Source organism: Pseudarthrobacter sp. TE3704 (assembly GCF_056279405.1).
Map to the genome: position 1 here is coordinate 209,991 of NZ_JBWCCJ010000005.1, position 17,440 is coordinate 227,430.

General features: G+C 65.9%; 13 protein-coding genes and 1 tRNA gene. 1 reads left to right on the top strand and 13 read right to left on the bottom strand.

From position 1 onward, the window contains the following. Positions 1-14 precede the first annotated feature (14 nt). The 3 genes from ACZ9BC_RS15240 to ACZ9BC_RS15250 form a co-directional block, all read right to left on the bottom strand. On the bottom strand, positions 15-287 hold the full coding sequence (locus ACZ9BC_RS15240; RefSeq protein ID WP_476246681.1) for a hypothetical protein: 273 nt from the start codon (positions 285-287) through the stop codon (positions 15-17). Between the two features lie 127 nt (positions 288-414). Continuing rightward, positions 415-1,545 carry a tyrosine-type recombinase/integrase gene (locus ACZ9BC_RS15245; protein WP_476246682.1) on the bottom strand — a complete coding sequence of 377 codons (1,131 nt, stop codon included), beginning with the start codon at positions 1,543-1,545 and terminating at the stop codon, positions 415-417. A gap of 87 nt (positions 1,546-1,632) precedes the next feature. After that, positions 1,633-1,714, bottom strand: a tRNA-Leu gene (locus tag ACZ9BC_RS15250). A 203-nt stretch (positions 1,715-1,917) separates the two neighbouring features. On the opposite strand from ACZ9BC_RS15250, the gene ACZ9BC_RS15255 reads away from it, so the two are divergent. Next, positions 1,918-2,523 (top strand): ANTAR domain-containing response regulator, encoded by a 606-nt coding sequence (locus ACZ9BC_RS15255; protein ID WP_009358190.1) that lies wholly within the window; start codon positions 1,918-1,920, stop codon positions 2,521-2,523. A gap of 107 nt (positions 2,524-2,630) precedes the next feature. On the opposite strand, the gene pyk is transcribed toward ACZ9BC_RS15255, so the two are convergent. The 10 genes from pyk to ACZ9BC_RS15305 all read right to left on the bottom strand — a co-directional run bounded on the left by pyk (position 2,631) and on the right by ACZ9BC_RS15305 (position 17,365). After that, entirely contained in the window at positions 2,631-4,121 is a 1,491-nt protein-coding gene (pyk, locus tag ACZ9BC_RS15260; protein ID WP_476246683.1) for a pyruvate kinase, read from the bottom strand. Positions 4,122-4,191: 70 nt separating this feature from the next. Beyond that, positions 4,192-5,649, bottom strand: a complete 1,458-nt coding sequence (locus tag ACZ9BC_RS15265; RefSeq protein WP_079597062.1) for a glutamate synthase subunit beta — start codon at positions 5,647-5,649, stop codon at positions 4,192-4,194. Then, positions 5,642-10,255 carry a glutamate synthase large subunit gene (gltB, locus tag ACZ9BC_RS15270; protein WP_476246684.1) on the bottom strand — a complete coding sequence of 1,538 codons (4,614 nt, stop codon included), beginning with the start codon at positions 10,253-10,255 and terminating at the stop codon, positions 5,642-5,644. Before gltB ends, ACZ9BC_RS15265 begins: the two co-directional genes overlap by 8 nt. 261 nt (positions 10,256-10,516) lie before the next feature. Then, positions 10,517-11,683 (bottom strand): prolipoprotein diacylglyceryl transferase, encoded by a 1,167-nt coding sequence (gene lgt / locus ACZ9BC_RS15275; protein WP_476246685.1) that lies wholly within the window; start codon positions 11,681-11,683, stop codon positions 10,517-10,519. A gap of 4 nt (positions 11,684-11,687) precedes the next feature. Further along, the gene (gene trpA / locus ACZ9BC_RS15280; protein ID WP_476246815.1) at positions 11,688-12,482 is read right to left on the bottom strand and encodes a tryptophan synthase subunit alpha; all 795 of its coding nucleotides are present in this window, start codon (positions 12,480-12,482) and stop codon (positions 11,688-11,690) included. 29 nt (positions 12,483-12,511) lie between these two features. Next, positions 12,512-13,831, bottom strand: a complete 1,320-nt coding sequence (trpB, locus tag ACZ9BC_RS15285) for a tryptophan synthase subunit beta (RefSeq protein ID WP_476246686.1) — start codon at positions 13,829-13,831, stop codon at positions 12,512-12,514. A 120-nt stretch (positions 13,832-13,951) separates the two neighbouring features. Next, a complete protein-coding gene (gene trpC, locus ACZ9BC_RS15290) occupies positions 13,952-14,773 on the bottom strand; it encodes an indole-3-glycerol phosphate synthase TrpC (RefSeq protein ID WP_476246687.1) in 822 nt (273 codons plus the stop codon). Next, positions 14,773-15,060: an HGxxPAAW family protein gene (locus tag ACZ9BC_RS15295; protein ID WP_476246688.1), complete on the bottom strand. Its 288-nt coding sequence runs from the start codon at positions 15,058-15,060 to the stop codon at positions 14,773-14,775. The genes trpC and ACZ9BC_RS15295 overlap by 1 nt, the downstream gene beginning before the upstream one ends. Before the next feature lie 104 nt (positions 15,061-15,164). Continuing rightward, positions 15,165-15,803: a Trp biosynthesis-associated membrane protein gene (locus ACZ9BC_RS15300; RefSeq protein WP_476246689.1), complete on the bottom strand. Its 639-nt coding sequence runs from the start codon at positions 15,801-15,803 to the stop codon at positions 15,165-15,167. Further along, entirely contained in the window at positions 15,803-17,365 is a 1,563-nt protein-coding gene (locus ACZ9BC_RS15305; protein WP_476246690.1) for an anthranilate synthase component I, read from the bottom strand. Before ACZ9BC_RS15305 ends, ACZ9BC_RS15300 begins: the two co-directional genes overlap by 1 nt. Positions 17,366-17,440: the final 75 nt, after the last annotated feature.

The window sequence follows — 17,440 nt, forward strand, 5'->3', positions numbered from 1 at the left end:
AACGTCACGCTCACTCAATGCGCCGCAGCCAGTCTGACTTTGGACCGAGTACCGATGAGCCTTTCTCTCGTCACTGGCCCACTGCCGGAGATCGAGGAACCAGTGCTGCCGGGGAGAATCTCACTCAACTTCGCGATTTCCAGAATGTGCTCGGACGTGAAGATGATCTTCCCCTTTCCCCAACATGCATGGGGGAAGCGTCCACTTGTGGCGCCGTCGCGGAGCCATGACTCTGTGCAGCGCATCAGCGCGGCAGCTTCGGAGGGCTCAAAAAATTCAATATCCACGGGATCTCCAAAAAGAAGGCGTTGCTTTCCACTTCCATGACGGCTTGCAGGGCCACCGACATGACCGGCGTTGCGTCAGGCAAGCGAACCGGGGACACACATTCCGCGATGCTGAGTAGCAAGACCGTTACCGCAGGAGTGCCGTTATCGACCGCTCAGTGGCGTCAGCACCAGCCTGAAGCGCCTCCGGCATCAAGTGCCCGTACACCTGCTCAGTAGTCCGTGTAGAGGCATGCCCCAGCCGCCGCGAGATGGTGAACAAGGGCACGCCGTCCTGGATCAGCCAGGATGCGTGGGTGTGGCGAAGGTCGTGGATGCGCGGGTTCTTGGTCAGGCCGACAGCCTGGGCGGTGCGAACGGCAGGGACCCAGTAGTGGTGCCAGTAGAGCTTGTGGATGATGCGCCCGCCCTTGGGCGTCGTGAACACCAGTTCTTTTCCTGGCCTGCTCGCCACCAACGGGATCAGCAGCTCCACCAGGGCGGGGTTCAGCCCGATCGTCCGCTTACCGGCGCCGGTCTTCGTCGCCCCAATGTAGTACTGGTTCTGGCCGTCCCGCTTCCACGCCTTATTGATCCGGGCGGTGGGCGGCTTCGAGAGCAGGTCGACGTCGGCGACGGTAAGGGCGGTTGCCTCCCCGAAGCGGGTACCGGTCATGACCAGGAAGTTGGTGAAGGCCTTGTAACGCTCCCCCATCCCCTCCATGATGAGGCTGAACTCGGCATGGGTGAGGAACATCGCCTCGTCCTCGGCCTTCTCAATGCCCGGTAGCTGAACCCCACGGCAGGGGTTCCGCGTGATGTAGCCGAGCATCTCCGCCGTGTTCATAGCGGCAGAAATCAGGCCGTGGACATTGTGGATGGTCTTGGGGGCCTTGCCCTTCGCCATCATCGACTTCACCCAGTGTGCGATCAATCGATAGTCGAGCTTATCCACCGGTACATGGCCGATGATGCTCCGGATATGCAGGTCCAGCATGGTCTGGTACGTCTTCCTAGTTCCGCTGGATGGACGGATCAGCAGGTCGATGTGTTCCTGGATGACTTCAGCCACGGTCGGTGTGCGCTTCTCGTTGGAGAGGATGGCATGCTGCGCGATTTCGAACGACTGGCCGTTGGCGTCCAGCAGACGCTTCAGCGTCTCTGCTTCAGTGAGGCTGGCTACGGTGAGGCCCTGTGAAGCGCGGGTCTTTGGATCCCGCCAGCGCACCATGTAGGACTTGGAACCGTCCTTTTTGGTGCGAGTAGCGATGCTTGCCATACGAAAAACGGTACGCTCGTGTACACACTTTTGGTGGTTTTGTACACACTCCACCGTCCAACAGGCCCCTGACCTGAGGAAACACTGTGCCCGAGGTGGGACTCGAACCCACACACCTTTCGATACCGCATTTTGAGTGCGGCGCGTCTGCCAATTCCGCCACTCGGGCGCGGAATACATGGAGCCAAAGAGTACGCCCACAGTCGACTGTGAGCAACGCGATTGCTTCACGTACGCGGAATTACTCTACATGCAGATAGGCTGAATTCCAGAATCGCGCCGCCGACGCCGCAACCGACCATGCAGATCAAGTACAGGACCGGGGGCACCTAAGATAGTGATGTCCCCGCCGTACCTTTCCAAGGAGATCCCGTGACTGAACAGACGGAGTCAAAACCCACGTCCCAGCCGGCGCGCCGCGTCATTGTGGCCGAGGATGAAACCCTCATCCGCCTCGACATCATCGAGATCCTGCGCGGCGAAGGCTATGACGTTGTGGGTGAGGCGGACAACGGCGAAAAGGCCGTGCAGCTCGCTGAGGAACTGAAGCCGGACCTGGTCCTCATGGACGTCAAGATGCCCGTTATGGACGGCATCTCCGCAGCCGAGAAGATCGTCAAGGCCCGGATCGCCCCCGTGGTGCTGCTGACCGCGTTCAGCCAGAAGGAACTCGTGGAGCGCGCCCGCGACGCCGGCGCCATGGCCTACGTGGTCAAGCCCTTCACCCCCGCCGACCTCATCCCCGCGCTCGAGATCGCCCTCTCCCGCCACGAGGAGATCAAAGCCCTCGAAAGCGAGGTCTCCGACCTCCAGGAACAGTTCGCCACCCGCAAGCTCGTGGAGCGCGCCAAGAGCCTCCTGACCACCAAGATGGGCCTGACGGAGCCGGAAGCCTTCCGCTGGATCCAGAAGACCTCCATGGACCGCCGCCTCAGCATGCGCGAAGTGGCCGAGACCATCATCAACCAGGTCAACTAGCCGCTGCGGATAGAGCCTGTCGAAGCCCACGGATTTCGACAGGCTCAGTCACCGGACCCAAAAGGACCCCCGCCAATCGGCAGGGGTCCTTTTCGTTGCTGGAAAGGCTAGGCCTTCTTCTTCTTTTCCGGCCAGGGGCCGAGCTTTTCCTTGTTGCTGGTGACTTCCCCCGCGCGGGTGGAGTCGGCGAGGTCGCCCACCTTGTGCACCTTCAGCGAGTTGGTGGAACCGGCCTTTCCGGGAGGGGAACCGGCGGCGATGACCACCAGGTCACCGTCCTGCACGAGGTCCATCTCCATCAGGCTCCGGTCAACCTGCGCCGTCATGGCATCGGTGTGGTCCACCATCTGCACCAGCACCGGCTGGATGCCCCAAGTGAGGGCCAACTGGTTCCAGACCTGCTCCACCGGGGTGAAGGCGAAGACCGGCTTGATGGGACGCAGGCGCGAGAGGCGGCGTGCGGAGTCGCCGGACTGCGTGAACGCACAGATGTACTTGGCGTCCAGCTGGTCGGCAATTTCGACGGCGGCACGCGTGATGGCGCCGCCACGGGTCTTGGGCTTGGTCCCCAGCGGGGGGACGCGCTCCAGGCCGTGGACCTCGGTGGATTCAATGATCCGGGCCATGACCTTGACGGTTTCAATCGGGTACTTGCCAACGCTGGTCTCACCTGAAAGCATCACGGCGTCCGCACCGTCGAGCACGGCGTTGGCGCAGTCGGAAGCTTCTGCACGGGTGGGGCGCGGGTTGTCGATCATGGACTCCAGCACCTGGGTTGCCACGATAACCGGCTTGGCCCAGCGGCGGGCCAGCTCGATGGCGCGCTTCTGCACGATCGGCACTTCCTCCAGCGGAAGCTCCACGCCCAGGTCGCCACGGGCCACCATGATGGCATCGAACGCGTCGATGATCTCGTGCAGCTGTTCCACAGCCTGGGGCTTCTCGATCTTGGCGATGACCGGCACGCGGCGGCCTTCTTCGTCCATGATCTCGTGCACGCGCTTGATGTCCGTGGCGTCACGCACGAAGGACAGGGCAACCAGGTCAACGCCGCGGCGGATGGCCCAACGCAGATCGTCCTCGTCCTTTTCGCTCAGCGCGGGGACGTTGACGGCAACGCCGGGCAGGTTGATGCCCTTGTTGTTGGACACCATGCCGCCTACGGTCACCGTGGCCACAACCTTGACGTCGTCCACAGCCGTGGCACGCAGGGCCACCTTGCCGTCGTCAATCAGCAAAGCATCGCCCACGTTAACGTCTTCGGTGAGACTCTTCAGGGTGGTGGAGCAGATGTCCTTGGTACCCGGAACGTCTTCGGTGGTGATGGTGAACGTGTCACCCTCGGCAAGGGCGTGGGGGCCGTCCACAAAGCGGCCCAAGCGGATCTTCGGACCCTGCAGGTCGGCCATGATCGCCACCGGCTTGCCGAGGTCAGACGCTGCCTTGCGGACGTTGTCATAGGTGTTGTCATGCACGGAGTAATCGCCGTGGCTCATGTTCATCCGGGCGACGTCAACGCCGGCTTCGAGCACCGCGAGGGTGTTCTCATAGCTGGCAATTGCCGGGCCGAAAGTAGCCACAATTTTTGCGCGTCTCATATACCTACCCTATTGGTCTCTTGCATTGGTTAAGTTGTCGCGGGGGTGAACTTAAGCCCCCGGTGCTGCATTAGAGGACGGCGATGGCACGGTCCGTCGGCGCGACGGGAGCCGGCAGGATGGTGCTTCCCATCAGGTACTTGTCAACGGCTGCGGCGGCGGCACGTCCTTCGGCGATGGCCCACACAATCAGGGACTGGCCGCGGCCGGCGTCGCCAGCCACGAACACACCTTCGGTGTTGGTCATGTAGTAGCCGTCGCGGGACACGTTGCCGCGGCCGTCGAATTCCGCGTGCACCTGTTCGGTGATGCCCGCCGGCTCGGCGCCGGTGAAGCCAAGGGACAGGAACACCAGGTCCGCGGGGATGATCCGCTCGGTACCGGCCTTGGGCAGGCGCTTGCCGTCAACGAACTCCGTCTCGGCAACCTTCACCCCGGTCAGCTTGCCGTTCTCGCCAACGAATTCCACGGTGGAAGCGAGGTAGGTCCGCTCGCCGCCTTCCTCATGGGCGCTGGCAACCTCGAAGAGGGTGGGGAACGTCGGCCACGGCTGGTGGCTGGCACGCTCTGCCGGCGGCTGCTTGCCGATGGCCAGGGTGGTCACGGACGCGGCGCCGTGCCGGTGCGCGGTGCCGAGGCAGTCCGCTCCGGTGTCGCCGCCGCCGAGGATGACCACGTGCTTGCCCTGGGCGTTGATCTGGTTCTCCACCGTCTCCCCCGCCACCACGCGGTTGGCCGGCACCAGGTAGTCCATGGCGAAGTGGATGCCGTCAAGGTCGCGGCCCGGGATGGGCAGGTCGCGCGGGACAGTGGCTCCGGTGCAGACCACGACGGCGTCGTAGCGGCGGCGCAGCTGCTCCCAGGTCACGTCGGTGCCCACGGCAACGCCGGTCCGGAAGCGGGTGCCTTCGGCCTTCATCTGCTCGACGCGGCGGTCCACCTGCTCTTTTTCCATCTTGAAGTCGGGGATGCCGTAGCGCAGCAGGCCGCCGATCTTGTCGTCGCGCTCGTACACGGCAACCGTGTGGCCCACGCGGGTCAGCTGCTGTGCCACGGCCAGGCCGGCGGGGCCGGAGCCCACGACGGCGACGGTCTTGCCGGTGAGGCGCGTCGGGGGCAGCGGGTGGACCCAGTTGTTGTCCCAGGCTTCGTCGATGATGGAGACTTCCACCTGCTTGATGGTCACGGCAGGCTGGTTGATTCCCAGGACGCATGATGCCTCGCACGGGGCGGGGCACAGGCGGCCGGTGAACTCGGGGAAGTTGTTCGTGGCGTGGAGGCGCTCGATCGCTTCCTCGCCCTTGTCCCGCCACATCAGGTCATTCCACTCGGGAATGAGGTTGCCCAGCGGGCAGCCCTGGTGGCAGAACGGCACGCCGCAGTCCATGCAGCGGCCGGCCTGGGCCTTCAGGGTGCCTTTTTCCTGAGCTTCGTACACTTCCTTCCAGTCCATGATGCGGACGGGAACGGGACGCCGTGGCTGGGTTTCCCGCTGGCGTACTTTCAAAAATCCGCGTGGATCAGCCACCGGTTACCTCCAGGATTCGAGACCACACTTCTTCGCCGTCGGGGTCAAGGCCCTCTTCAATGGCGTCGAGGCGGGTTTGCAGCACGGCCGCGTAGTCGCGCGGCAGCACCTTGGTAATGCGGGCTGCGGTGTCGTCGAAGTTCTCGAGGAGGCGCGCAGCCAGCTGGGAGTCAGTTTCTTCCACGTGCTTGACCAGCAGGCCATGCACGATGTCGCGGTCCTCGGCGTCCAGCTCGCGGAGCTGGAGTTCGCCGGACTGCAGGGCATCCTTGTTGACCTTGGCAGTATCCAGGTCCAGGACGTAGGCGGTACCGCCGGACATGCCGGCGCCGAAGTTGCGGCCGGTGCGTCCGATGATCAGCGTCTGGCCGCCGGTCATGTACTCGCAGCCGTGGTCGCCAATGCCTTCGACGACGGCCGTGGCACCGGAGTTACGGACCAGGAAGCGTTCGCCCACCTGGCCGCGCAGGAATATTTCACCGCTCGTGGCGCCGTAGCCGATCACGTTGCCGGCAATGACGTTGGTCTCCGCCTTGAAGACGTTGGTCCGGTCCGGGCGGACGATGATCCGGCCGCCGGACAGGCCCTTGCCCACGTAGTCGTTCGAGTCACCGTAAAGCCGCAGGGTGATGCCGGCGGGCAGGAACGCGCCCAGCGACTGGCCGGCGGTGCCGTTGAGGGTGACGTCGATGGTGTCCGTGGCCAGCACGTCGGTGCTGAACGTCTTCGTGACGACGTGGCCCAGCATGGTGCCCACGGAACGGTCCGTGTTGATGACGTCCACGGCGATCTTCACCGGGCTGCGGTCCGTCAGCGCTTCGGTGGCCATGGTGATCAGGCGCTGGTCGAAGTGCTTGTCCAGCTCATGGTTCTGGCCGGTCATGTTCCGCAGCGGCGCATCGTCGTCGAACTCCAGCCCGTGCAGGATCGGGTCCAGGTCCAGGCCGTCGGCCTTCCAGTGGTCCACCGCTTCCCGGGTGTCCAGGACTTCGGCGTGGCCGATGGCCTCTTCCAGGCTGCGGAAGCCCAGCTCGGCCAGGATTTCGCGGACTTCTTCGGCAAGGAACTCGAAGAAGTTGACCACGAACTCGGGCTTGCCGGTGAAGCGGGCACGCAGTTCAGGGTTCTGCGTGGCGACGCCCACGGGGCAGGTGTCCAGGTGGCAGACGCGCATCATGATGCAGCCTTCCACCACCAGCGGAGCGGTGGCGAAGCCGAATTCCTCGCCGCCCAGCAGCGCTGCGATCACAACGTCGCGGCCGGTCTTGAGCTGGCCGTCAACCTGCACCACAACGCGGTCGCGCAGGCCGTTGAGCATCAGGGTCTGCTGGGTCTCGGCAAGGCCGAGCTCCCACGGGACACCGGCGTGCTTGAGCGAGTTCAGCGGTGAGGCGCCCGTTCCGCCGTCATGGCCGGAGACCAGTACGACGTCGGCCTTCGCCTTGGTCACGCCGGACGCCACGGTGCCGATCCCCACTTCGGACACCAGCTTGACGTGCACGCGGGCCGAGGGGTTGGCGCGCTTCGCATCGTAGATGAGCTGCGCGAGGTCCTCGATCGAGTAGATGTCGTGGTGCGGGGGCGGGGAGATGAGTCCGACGCCGGGAGTCGAGTGCCGCGTGCGGGCCACCCACGGGTAGACCTTCTGCGCCATCAGCTGGCCGCCTTCGCCGGGCTTTGCGCCCTGCGCCATCTTGATCTGGATGTCGTCGGCGTTGGTCAGGTAGAGGCTGGTCACACCGAAACGACCGGACGCGATCTGCTTGACCGCGGAACGGCGCTTCGGGTCCAGGAGCCGGTCCACGTCCTCGCCGCCTTCACCGGTGTTGGACTTGCCGCCCAGCTGGTTCATGGCGATGGCCAGCGTCTCGTGGGCTTCCTGCGAGATGGAGCCATAGCTCATGGCGCCGGTGGAGAACCGCTTGACGATGCTGGAGACGGGCTCCACTTCCTCAAGGGGAACAGCCGGACGCTCATTCTTGAACTTGAGCAGGCCGCGCAGGGTCATCAGGTTGGTGGACTGGTCGTCCACGCCCTTGGTGTACGCCTTGAAGATGTCGTAGCGGCGTTCGCGGGTTGCGTGCTGCAGCCGGAAGACCGTCTCCGGGTTGAACAGGTGCGGTTCGCCGTCGCGGCGCCACTGGTACTCGCCGCCGCCCAGCAGCGGGCGGTGGGGCTGCTCGATGCCGCCCTCGGGGTACGCCATCTGGTGGCGGGCCGAGACCTCGGCCGCGATGACGTCCAGGCCCACGCCGCCGAGCTGGGAGTGGGTTCCGGCGAAGAATTCGTCCACCAGTTCCTGGCCCAGGCCCAGGGCCTCGAACGTCTGGGCGCCGGTGTAGGAAGCGACCGTGGAGATGCCCATCTTGGACATGATTTTCAGGACGCCCTTGCCGAGGCCCTTGATGAGGTTGTAGACGCCGTCCTGCGGGGTGACGCCGGTGACGTCGCCGGCAGCGATCAGCTGCTCCACGGATTCCATGGCCAGGTACGGGTTCACGGCCGAGGCGCCGTAGCCGATGAGCACGGCCACGTGGTGTGTTTCGCGGACGTCGCCGGCCTCGACCACCAGGGCGGTCTTGGTGCGGTTGGCGCTGCGGAGCAGGTGGTGGTGCACGGCGGAGACCAGCAGCAGCGACGGGATGGGTGCCCACTGCGCGTTGGAGTCACGGTCCGAGAGCACGATGTACTGGACACCGCGGTTGATGGCACCGGACACCTGCTCGCAGATCTCGGTGAGCCGGGCGCGCAGGGCGTTCTCGCCGCCTTCGGGGCGGTACAGGCCGCGGACCTTCATGGCCACGCGGTTGCCGTCGGCGTCCTCGATGTTGGCGATCTTGGCGAGCTGGTCGTTGTTGATCACCGGGAAGGGCAGCTGGACCTGGGGCTGGCGGACCTGCTTGGTGTCCAGGAGGTTGCCGTTGGGGCCGATGGCGCACGTCAGCGACGTGACGAGCTCTTCGCGGATGGCGTCCAGCGGCGGGTTGGTGACCTGCGCGAAGGACTGCACGAAGTAGTCGAACAGCAGGCGGGGGCGCTTGGACAGCACGGCCACCGGGGTGTCGGATCCCATGGCGCCCAGCGGCTCGGCGCCGGTACGGGCCATGGGGCCCAGGAGGATCTTCAGTTCCTCGGTGGTGTAGCCGAAGGTGCGCTGGCGGATGTTCACGGACGCAGCCGTGTGCACCACGTGCTCGCGCTCGGGAAGGTCGTTCAGGTCGATCAGGTTGTCCTTGACCCACTCCGCCCACGGGTTGGCGGCGGCAACCTCTGCCTTGACCTCTTCGTCGTCGATGATGCGGCCGGACTCGGTGTCCACCAGGAACATCTTGCCCGGGGACACACGGCCCTTCTTGACCACCTTGGAGGGTTCGACGTCGATGACGCCCACCTCGGAGGCGAAGACGATCAGGCCGTCCTCGGTGATCCAGAAGCGGCCGGGGCGCAGGCCGTTCCGGTCCAGGGTTGCACCCACCAGGTTGCCGTCGGTAAAGGAGACAGCTGCGGGGCCGTCCCAGGGTTCCATCAGCAGGGAGTGGTACTCATAGAAGGCACGGCGGGCCGGATCCATCGTGGCGTGGTTTTCCCACGCCTCGGGGATCATCATCATGATCGAGTGCGTGATGGGCCGGCCGGACAGCCAGAGGAGCTCCGCCACCTCGTCGAAGGACGCGGAGTCGGACGCGCCGGGGGTGCAGATGGGGTACAGCTCTTCGGGCGCATCGCCCAGCAGCGGGTTGGCGAGCTGGGACTGGCGCGCGCGCATCCAGTTGCGGTTGCCCTTGACCGTGTTGATCTCACCGTTGTGCGCGATGGTCCGGAACGGCTGCGCGAGCGGCCAGGACGGGAAGGTGTTGGTGGAGAACCGTGAGTGGACAATCGCCAGCTTGGTCTTGAACCGCTTGTCCGAGAGGTCCGGGTAGAACGGCTCCAGCTGCGCGGTGGTGAGCATGCCCTTGTACACGATGGTGCGCGAGGACAGCGACGGGAAGTACACGCCGAACTTGTTCTGGGCGCGCTTGCGGATCCGCCAGGCGCGCGAGTCGAGTTCGTTGCGGTCCAGTTCCTCGCCCGTGGCGGACGCAAGGAAGGGCTGGGAGAAGTAGGGCATGCAGGCGCGGGCCATGGCGCCGACAAGGTCGGCGACGACGGGCACCTCGCGCCAGCCGAGGACCTTAAGTCCTTCATCGGCGGCGAGGCCCTCGATGCCTGCCTTCGCTGCGTCGGCTTCGCGCTGCTCGGCGGGCAGGAACGCGGTTCCGGCCACGTACTGGCCGGGCGCGGGCAGTTCGAACTCGGTGACGGCCCGGAAGAACTCATCCGGGATCTGCATCAGGAGGCCTGCGCCGTCACCGGTGCCCTCGTCGGCGCCCACGGCACCCCGGTGCTCAAGGTTGCGCAGGGCGGTGAGGGCGGCGTCGACGATGTCGTACCCGGGTTCGCCGCGGAGTGTTGCGATGATCGCAAGACCGCAGGCGTCCTTCTCCTGCTCGGGGTTGTAGAGCCCGACGGCCTCCGGCAGGGCTGCGAAGCGCTTGAACGGCGACATGGCAGCCTCAGGCTGATCCGGTTCGGACCAGCTGGGAGTGTGAAGAGTTTGGGTCATGGGAGACGTCCTTCCTCCTGATCGTGCGTATGGAAGGGACACCATTGGCCCCACTCGTCGGGCACCGCTCACATGGGCACAACAAAGTGTTACTTACTGGAAATTGTAGGTCAGCCCGGCCTGCTGAACTAACGGTTACGCAGGCCCCTGCCCAGGGCCTCGTCCGGCAGCAGCTCTATGCTGAAAGACTGGGCCCCATGCCACGACGTTGTGGTTTCGGGAGCTCCGAGCGGTGGCTCTGCTGCCCTGCGTGGCCGGCGGCTACTTGCTGGTGCCGGCCTCGGGTGCGGCTCCTGTGGCTGTGCTGCCGGAGTGTCCGGAAGCCGTTGCATCCGTGCCGGGCTTGGTGCCCGCCGGTGCTGCCGCGGCCTCTTCCGTGGGGGCGGAAGTGGGCCTGGAACCGCTTTGGTTATCAGGGAGATTATCACGCGCTTCACTATCTGAGACAACGGGGTCCGGATCACGGACTTCATCGGCGTTGTTTCCGGCAGCATTTCCGGCGACCGTTTTCGCCGGTTCGCGTCCGGGCAGGTACACGCTGTCCGGTTCCGGACGGCCCTTCCTGCCCAACAGGATAAAGGCAACCAGGGCCACGGAAAAGACCAGGATGCTGGTCCAGACATTCAGCCTGGTGGTGATGCCGAAGAGGGAGATCTGTTCGGCATCGTCAATGCGCATGGCTTCGATCCACACCCGGCCCAGGGTGTAGTACATGGCGTACAGCCAGAAGAGCCTGCTCCGGCGGAAATTGAATTTCCGGTCCAGGGCGAGCAGGATCAGGACGCCCGCCACGTTCCACAGGGACTCGTAGAGGAATGTGGGGTGGAACAGGGTGCCGGCGGGCACGCCGGCCGGGAAGTTGGGGTTGTCGGCGTCGATCTGCAGGCCCCACGGCAGGGTGGTGGGGCTGCCGAAGAGTTCCTGGTTGAAGTAGTTGCCCCAGCGGCCTACAGCCTGGGCAAGCAGGAGGCCCGGTGCGGCGGCGTCCAGGAAAGCGGTGAGCTTGACGCCGCTGCGGCGGCAGCCGATCCAGGCGCCCACGACGCCGAGCACCACGGCGCCCCAGATTCCGAGGCCGCCGCGCTGGATCTGCGGGATCAGCGAGAGGTCGCCGGTGCCGTCGAAACCAGGCCCAAAGTAGGCGTCCGGCGACGAGAACACGTGGTAAAGCCGGCCGCCGATGATGCCGAACGGAATGGCCCAGACCACGATGTCCCAGACGCTTCCTTCAGGCGCGCCGCGTTTTGCCCAGCGGGCGGAGGTCAGCCAGAGGCCCACCACGATGCCGGCCAGGATGCACAGGGCGTAGGCGTGGATGCGCAGCGTTCCCCACGGCAGGGGAATGTCGAATCCGGACCAGTCCGGGCTCGGAATGCTGGCGGGCACCAGGGCAGGGACCATGGCGGCCGCCTGAAGGATGGTCTGCATCGGGTTAGGCTTCTTCCCGTGTCAGGCCGGAGCTCAAGTCCTTGGTGAGGGCAGCGACGGCGTCCACGCCGCCGTCACGGACTGCTGCCACCAGGGCCGTGCCCACGATGACGCCTTCCGCGTAGGCGGCGATCTCGCGCACCTGGTCTGCAGTGGAAACGCCCAGTCCCACGCACACGCGTTCAGCACCGGCGGCATGTGCCGCAGCCACAACGTCCTTCGCGGCGGTGCTGACGGAGGAACGGGCTCCGGTGACGCCCATGATGGACACGGCGTACACGAAGCCGCGGCTCGCATCCACGGTGCGCTGCATGCGCTCGGCGGTGGACGACGGCGCCACCAGGAACACCCGGTCAAGGCCGTACTTGTCGGAGGCCGTCATCCACTCATCGGCCTCGTCGGGGATGAGGTCGGGGGTGATCAGGCCTGCTCCCCCGGCTTCGGAAAGGCGGCGGGAGAATTCGTCCACGCCCATCCGGACCACGGGGTTCCAGTAGGTCATGACCAGGACTGCGGCGTCGGTCTTGCTGGTGATGCCGGCCACCACGTCGAACACCTGGCTGACGCGGAAGCCGTTGGCCAGCGCCTCGGTGGTGGCGGCCTGGATGACCTGGCCGTCCATGACGGGGTCCGAGTACGGAATGCCGATCTCGATCAGGTCGGCACCGTTCTCGGCCAGTGCGATGCCGGCCGCGATGGTCGCTTCCACGCTGGGGTAGCCCGCCGGCAGGTAACCGATGAGGGCGGCACGGCCTTCGGCGCGTGCCTTGTCGATGGCTGCCGCCGATTTGCTGGTCATCTGTGCCTTGCCGGCTGTCTGTGCGCTGCTCACAGCTGCTCCCCCTCTTTGCCGATTTCCGATTCCGCGGATTCCTTGTCCAGCAGGTCAAACCATTCGGCCGCGGTGGCCACGTCCTTGTCGCCGCGTCCCGAAAGGTTCACGATCACGATCTTGTCCGCTGCGGCAGCCGCGTCTTCGGCGGCGAGCCTCTGGCCCACCTTGATGGCGCCCGCCAGGGCGTGCGAGGACTCGATGGCGGGGATGATGCCCTCGGTGCGGCACAGGAGCCGGAAGGCATCCATGGCTTCGCTGTCCGTGATGGGTTCGTAGCTGACCCGGCCGATGTCGGCGAGGTAGGAGTGTTCCGGTCCCACGCCGGGGTAATCGAGTCCTGCCGAGATGGAGTGGGATTCGATGGTCTGGCCGTCATCGTCCTGCATGAGGTAGGAACGGGCGCCGTGCAGGACGCCCGGCTTGCCCAGCGTGATGGTGGCGGCGTGGCGTCCGGTGTCCACGCCGTCGCCGCCGGCTTCGAAGCCGTAGATCTTGACCGAAGGATCATCAAGGAAGCCGTGGAAGATGCCGATGGCGTTGGACCCGCCGCCGATGCAGGCGCAGACGGCGTCCGGGAGGCGTCCTTCCTGGTCCAGGATCTGGGCGCGGGCTTCCTCGCCGATGACCTCGTGGAAGTAGCGGACCATCGCAGGGAACGGGTGGGCGCCGGCGGCCGTACCCAGCAGGTAGTGGGTATTGTCCACGTTGGCCACCCAGTCCCGGAGGGCGTCGTTGATGGCGTCCTTGAGCGTCTGCGAGCCGCTGGTGACGGGAATGACGGTGGCGCCCAGAAGCTCCATGCGGGCCACGTTCAGCGCCTGGCGGCGGCAGTCCTCGGCACCCATGTAGACCACGCACTCGAGGCCCATGAGGGCCGCGGCGGTGGCACTGGCGACGCCGTGCTGGCCGGCGCCGGTCTCGGCGATGACCCGGGTTTTGCCCATGCGCTTGGCGAGCAGCGCCTGGCCCAGCACGTTGTTGATCTTGTGCGAGCCGGTGTGGTTGAGGTCCTCGCGCTTGAGGAATACCCGGACTCCCCCGGCATGCTGGGAAAACCGCTTGGCTTCGGTCAGCAGCGAGGGACGGCCGGAGTAGTTCTTGTTCAGGTCGGTGATCTGGGCCCGGAACTCGGGATCGTCCTTGGCCTTGTCGAAGGTTTCCTCTAGTTCGTCCAGGGCGGCGATGAGGGACTCGGGCATCCAGCGCCCGCCGTAGTTTCCGAAGTACGGTCCCGGGGCGTGCCGGAGCGAGCCGCCCTGCAGGAATGCTTCCGCGGCGTTGTTGTCAGCGTTGCCTGAAGGTGCGTCGGCCATCAGTCCCGTCCTGTTCAAGTTGATCGGTCAAAAGTATGGTCCGGCCGAAGCCGGGAGTTATGCCCGGGCACCATTGCTCTTCGCGCAGCACCCCTGCCGCACGTCGTACAGGGCGGCCGGTCAGCCGCGTGCGGCGATGGCGGCAGCGCCGGCGGCAGTGAACTCCGCGATCCGCTCCCGGGGGGTGGAGTGGCTCACCAGCGCCTCGCCCACAAGCACCGCGTTGGCACCGCTTGCGGCGAAGTGGGTGACGTCGTGGACGTCCCGTACGCCCGATTCGGCGACCACGAGGGCCCCGGCCGGGATCTGCCCGGCCAGCGCCGCGAACACGGAACGGTCGACGTCGAGCGTCTTCAGGTTCCGCACGTTCACTCCGATGATGCGCGCGTCCGCCGCGGCGGCCCGTTCAATTTCCTCTTCCGTGTGCGTCTCCACCAGCACGCTCATGCCAAGTTCGGCGCTGAGGGCGCTGAAATCGGCAAGCTGGGCGTCGGAAAGGGCGGCAACAATCAGCAGAATTAGGTCCGCGCCGTGGGCGCGGGCTTCCCAGATCTGGTATTCGTCGAGCGTGAAGTCCTTGCGCAGCAGGGGGACGTCGACGGCGGCGCGTACGGCGTCAAGGTCCGCCAGGGACCCGTTGAAGCGGCGCTGCTCGGTGAGGACGCTGATGACGGAAGCCCCGCCGTCGGCGTACTGCCTGGCCAGCGAGGCAGGATCGCCGATGCTGGCGAGGTCGCCCTTGGAGGGACTGCGCCGCTTGATTTCCGCGATGACCTTGAGCTGGTCGCGGGACGCCGAGGGGCCGCCGAGGGCTGCCCAGGCGTCGCGGGCAGGTGCAGCGCCCTGCGCCAGGTCTTTCAGTTCAGCCAGGGAAACGAGCCGTTTCCTGGCCTCCATATCCTCCCGGACACCGGCATTGATGTCGTCGAGAACAGTTGCCATCAGTGGCCGGAGTTCTTCAGCTTGCTGCCTTCGACGCCGTAGCCTGCCTTGCGCATGATGTAGCCGAGGATCAGGCCGAGCACCATGACGCCGCCGCCGGCGATGAAGATGGGGGTGTTGGCGATGACGAAGGCGATCGACATGATCAGCGCGCCGACCAGCATGACAATGACGCAGGTCCAGGCTGCCGGGCTGTTGCCGTGGCCCAGTTCCTGACTGTGGTCGATGGCGCCGGGGGCTACCGTGCGGGTGCCGGACTTGGAAACGGACGCAGGTGCTTTGCTCATGGAAAATCTCCTCAGGATGAATACTGCTTACATTCTGCCATTTTTTGGCCCGCTACCGGTCATCGGCCGGCCGCGTCCGCTGCCCGGTGAAGGCCAGTGCGGGCTCAGGTGGGATCGTCACCGCGTGACAGCCGGTCCCAGCTATCGATTTCGTCAACGGGACCTGCTGTTGCTGTGCTGCCTGCCGCTGTGGGCGCGTCATATTTGGTCCTGGTTTTCCAGTACCGGCCTGCCGGGATGATGAGCAGGGCGGCAAGGGCGAGCAGGCAGCCGGCGACGACGGCCAGCGTGGGGAACGCGGTCACCGCCACCTGCGCCTGGGCGCCGGTGACGCCGGTGGCGGCAGCGATGGATCCCTGTGCCGCAGCGAGCGGGTCGGCCAGGACGGTGGCCGCCGCGGCGACGATGCCGGCCGAGGCAAGGACGATGATGGCGGTGATGATCCAGCGCGCGATCCTGCCGGCGATAGCGGCCGCGAGCCCGCCCGCGAGGGCCACCAGGGCAAGGGCGGTCACGGCGGTGGCAGCCTTGCTTCCCTGAACCTCGAGCGCCTCCTGTGCAGCCCCGGCCTGGCCCACCTGGTCGGGGTTCACGGTGACGGACATCCAGGTTTGCGTGGTGGCCCCGAAGACGGCCAGTGCCAGCACAGCGATCAGCAGCACCAGTGAAGACTTGCGGGCCCAGGCGGGTGCCGCCTGGGCCGCGGCAGCCGCCTGTCCTGCTGCCTGTCCCGCGTTGGGCATCAGGCGTCCGTCCCGCCGGGGAGGGATTCCGCCGAGATGTTCTGCAGGGAGCCAGCCGTATGGACAGCCCGCAGCGGCGCGGCGGCCTTGTTCACGGTTTCAAGTGCTTCGGTGGGGTTCACCGAGTCTGCAACGATGCCGCCGCCGGCCTGGACGTACGCGCGTCCCTCCCTGATCAGGGCAGAGCGGATGGCAATGGCCATGTCCATGTCGCCGGCGAAATCGAGGTAGCCCACCACGCCGCCGTAGATGCCGCGGCGGTGCGGTTCCAGCTCGTCCAGCAGCCGCAGCGCCCGTGGCTTGGGTGCGCCGGAGAGGGTGCCGGCCGGGAACGTGGCCTTCAGGACGTCATAGGCCTTCGCGTGCGGCGCGAGCTCGCCCACCACGGTGGACACCAGGTGCATGATGTGGCTGAAGCGCTCCACTTCCATGAACTGGGTGACGTCCACGGTTCCTGCGATGCAGACCTTGGACAGATCGTTGCGTGACAGGTCCACGAGCATGAGGTGCTCGGCACGTTCCTTCTGGTCGGCCAGGAGCTCCTCGGCGAGGGCTTTGTCCGCCTCGACGGTTTTGCCGCGCGGCCGGGAGCCGGCGATGGGGTGCGTGATGACCTCTTCACCGGTGACGGTGACCAGTGCCTCGGGTGAGGACCCCACGATGGAGTATTCCCGGCCGTCGGCGTCCTCGAGGCTGAAGATGTACATGTACGGACTGGGATTGGTGTTCCGCAAAACCCGGTAGACGTCCAGTGCCGAAGCGCTGCACTCCATTTCGAAGCGCCGCGAGATGACCACCTGGAACACCTCGCCGTCCACGATGGCTTCCTTGCCGCGGTCCAGGGCGGCCAGGTACTCGGCTTCGTCCCAGCGTTCCTGGACGCTGGAGGCGAAGTCCAGGGCAGCGGGTGCCAGGACCGAGACAGGCTGCGCCACCGGGGTGCTGACCTGGGCCAGGAGTGCCTTGACCCGGGCCACGGCGTCGTGCCAGGCCTCGTCCACGCGCTCCGAGCTGTTGTCGAAGTTGATGGCGTTGGCGATGAGCAGCACGGTGCCGTCCACATTGTCGTGGACCGCCATGTCGGTCACCAGGTTCAGCGCCATTTCCGGCAGCTGCAGGTCGTCCTCGGGCGGGCTCACCAGCCGCTCCCAGTGCCGGACGGTCTCCCAGCCAAGGAAACCCACCAGGCCGGAGGTGAAGGGCGGCAGGCCGTCGAACCGGTCGGTGCGCAGGGCATCGATGGTGTCCCGGATGGCGTCCACCGGGCTGCCGTCCAGCGGCACTCCCACCGGCGGCTCCCCCAGCCAGTGTGCGTTTCCGTCCTTGGTGGTCAAGGTAGCCCGTGACTTTGCACCGATAAAGGAGTAGCGGGACCAGGCACCGCCCACTGCTGCGGACTCCATCAGGAAGGTCCCGGGCTGGCCCTGCGCCAGCTTCCGGTACAGGCCGATGGGCGTTTCGGCGTCCGCGAGCACCTTGAGCCTGACGGGAATGACACGGCTGTGGCCGGCCAGTTCCCGGAATTCCTCCAGGCTCGGGCTGATGATTCCAAGGTCCTGCATGGCTATGCTTTCCGCCTGTTCTTGTGAGGGCCGGCCTGGCCGGACGCCTTGAATTTCTTGCAGAGGGCCGGAGCT

Bases quoted from the DNA above. Each gene is read 5' to 3' on its own strand.
- trpA (WP_476246815.1), bottom strand. From the start codon at position 12,482: ATGACCAGCAAATCGGCGGCAGCCATCGACAAGGCACGCGCCGAAGGC.
- ACZ9BC_RS15295 (WP_476246688.1), bottom strand. From the start codon at position 15,060: ATGAGCAAAGCACCTGCGTCCGTTTCCAAGTCCGGCACCCGCACGGTA.
- trpB (WP_476246686.1), bottom strand. From the start codon at position 13,831: ATGGCCGACGCACCTTCAGGCAACGCTGACAACAACGCCGCGGAAGCA.
- gltB (WP_476246684.1), bottom strand. From the start codon at position 10,255: ATGACCCAAACTCTTCACACTCCCAGCTGGTCCGAACCGGATCAGCCT.
- ACZ9BC_RS15305 (WP_476246690.1), bottom strand. From the start codon at position 17,365: ATGCAGGACCTTGGAATCATCAGCCCGAGCCTGGAGGAATTCCGGGAA.
- pyk (WP_476246683.1), bottom strand. From the start codon at position 4,121: ATGAGACGCGCAAAAATTGTGGCTACTTTCGGCCCGGCAATTGCCAGC.
- trpC (WP_476246687.1), bottom strand. From the start codon at position 14,773: ATGGCAACTGTTCTCGACGACATCAATGCCGGTGTCCGGGAGGATATG.
- ACZ9BC_RS15300 (WP_476246689.1), bottom strand. From the start codon at position 15,803: ATGCCCAACGCGGGACAGGCAGCAGGACAGGCGGCTGCCGCGGCCCAG.
- ACZ9BC_RS15245 (WP_476246682.1), bottom strand. From the start codon at position 1,545: ATGGCAAGCATCGCTACTCGCACCAAAAAGGACGGTTCCAAGTCCTAC.
- lgt (WP_476246685.1), bottom strand. From the start codon at position 11,683: ATGCAGACCATCCTTCAGGCGGCCGCCATGGTCCCTGCCCTGGTGCCC.